Raw genomic sequence first — 1,802 nt, forward strand, 5'->3', positions numbered from 1 at the left:
GGGCCCCCCCGCTCCGCGGGGCGCGGGGCGCGGGGCGTGTGGCGGGGGGGGCCGGGGGCCGCCGGCCGGGGCCGCCCCCCGCCCCCCCCCGCGACCATGGCCTACAGCCTCTTCCTGCTGGGCCTGGAACACCTCTCGCCGCGCTTCCGGGACGCCGTGTGGGGCAACATCGTGGTGACCGTCCAGCTCAAGAGCGGTGTGCTGCTCTACACCGTGCTGCTGGCCCGTACGGCCGGCGCCGCCGCACCCGCGGGTCCGTCGGCCCTGACCCTGATGGCCTTCCTCCTCGCCTACCTGTCGTGGGAAGTGGCCCGCAAGACGGTGCGCGAGCCGTTCGCCCGGCCCGGCGAGAAGCTGTACTCCACGGCGGTCGGTGCCACCGCGAGCCTGGCGGTGGCCTCGGCGCTGCTGCTGTCGGCCTGCGTGTGCCGGGTGGCCGTGGCCGCGTCCCGGCAGTCCTGGGGGGCTTGGTGGCAGTATGCGTTCCTCCTGCCGCCGACCGCCCTGGCCTGGGGCTGGGTCTGCCGGCAGCGGCGGAGCGGAGAGCGGTACGCGCCCGGCGGGCCCGCGTTGCTGGCGTACGTCGTCTTCCTCGCGGTACCGGTGACGCACTGGGCCGCCACCGGCAGCCCGGCGGCATGACGTGCCGCGGCCCCGCACCATCGGAAGGCCGGCTCTGGTGACCTGGGTCGCAGATCTTGGGCGGTTCCCGCCGGAGTTCCGCCATGCCTTCTCCTCCGCGGTCGTGCCTTGGCACCGGGCGGGGCCGTCACGAAACGGGCCTCCGCATCCGCGATGACCTGCACGCACGCCGGGAGACGGCAGGCACGCGAGGTGGCGCACACCGTCCGGTCGTGGGCCGGGACGAGGTGCCGTCCACGATCCACAGCCGCTCGACGAGGTCGTCCGGCGCGCCGGGCTCGAGTGCGAGCAGCGGACCGAGCCGCTGGATCACCCGGCACACGGTCGCGGGCGGGACGCCGGACAACGGGGCGGGCGGCCGTCTCGTGAGGTTCGTGCGGTGATACACCAGCACTGGTCACGGCCTTGTGCCATGCCCGTCGGGCCGGATGTTGTGGTTGGCCCGGAAGGTGTTGGCCGGGTCGTGGACGGCCTTGAGGCGGGTCAGGCGCTCGTGGACGCCGGTGTCGTACAGGGTGGGCACGCGGCCGGCGGGGAGGGGGCGTCCCGCGCCGTAGACGAAGCTGCCGCTGCGGCCGGTGGCCCGGGGCGCGACCGCCGTGAGCAGCTTCTCGTGCACGGGCCCGACCTCGTCCAGGCTCCACGGCCCGACCGGGGACAACACCCGCAGGATGTAGGCGGCTTCCCGGTGGCCGATCGCGTTGGGCGCGCCCTGCGACCGGGTGAGGGCGCCGCCCAGGTGGCGGATGTCGACGATGCACATCACGGGGGCCCGCGGGCCCGCGAGCTCGACGACGGCCCGCAGGTCGCTCGGGGCGAGTGAGCCCAGGAAGACGTTGTCGCCGGCGTAGCCGTGCGGATGGACGGGGTCGTCGAAGATCGAGCCGCACGCGGTGTACGGCATGTCGCGCAGGCCGTCCGTCAGCCGAGGGGCGACCGCCTTCAGCGGCGCAACCAGCCTGCGCCCCTCCGTGACGCCTCCGGTGTGGGCGATGCGGACGTGGGCGACGTACCTGCCGCGCAGCGGCTCGGGAACGAACGGCAGGTCGGGGTGGACCATGAGCCCGATGCTGGAGTTCATGGTGTCGGGGACGGTGTCGGTCCAGGCCCGCCAGGCGGACAGCACCTCCTCGACATGCTCCGCACCGAAGTACAGGCCC

2 protein-coding genes and 1 pseudogene are annotated in these 1,802 nt (G+C 74.6%); 1 reads left to right on the forward strand and 2 read right to left on the reverse strand.

Going from position 1 to position 1,802, the window contains the following annotated elements:
- Positions 1 to 96: 96 nt before the first annotated feature.
- A complete protein-coding gene (locus tag ABZ079_RS36825) occupies positions 97 to 642 on the forward strand; it encodes a hypothetical protein (RefSeq protein WP_356943797.1) in 546 nt (181 codons plus the stop codon).
- Between the two features lie 69 nt (positions 643 to 711).
- Here the strand turns inward: ABZ079_RS36825 and ABZ079_RS36830 are convergent.
- Both ABZ079_RS36830 and ABZ079_RS36835 read right to left on the reverse strand, forming a co-directional pair.
- A pseudogene (locus tag ABZ079_RS36830) lies at positions 712 to 1,036 on the reverse strand (IS5/IS1182 family transposase); the annotation flags it as partial.
- Between the two features lie 3 nt (positions 1,037 to 1,039).
- On the reverse strand, positions 1,040 to 1,802 hold a 763-nt coding region (locus ABZ079_RS36835; RefSeq protein ID WP_356943798.1), incomplete at its 5' end, for a BBE domain-containing protein.

The sequence above is a fragment of the Streptomyces sp. NPDC006314 genome (assembly GCF_040613075.1).
Taxonomy (GTDB): Bacteria; Actinomycetota; Actinomycetes; order Streptomycetales; family Streptomycetaceae; genus Streptomyces.

Bases quoted from the DNA above. Each gene is read 5' to 3' on its own strand.
- ABZ079_RS36825 (WP_356943797.1), top strand. From the start codon at position 97: ATGGCCTACAGCCTCTTCCTGCTGGGCCTGGAACACCTCTCGCCGCGC.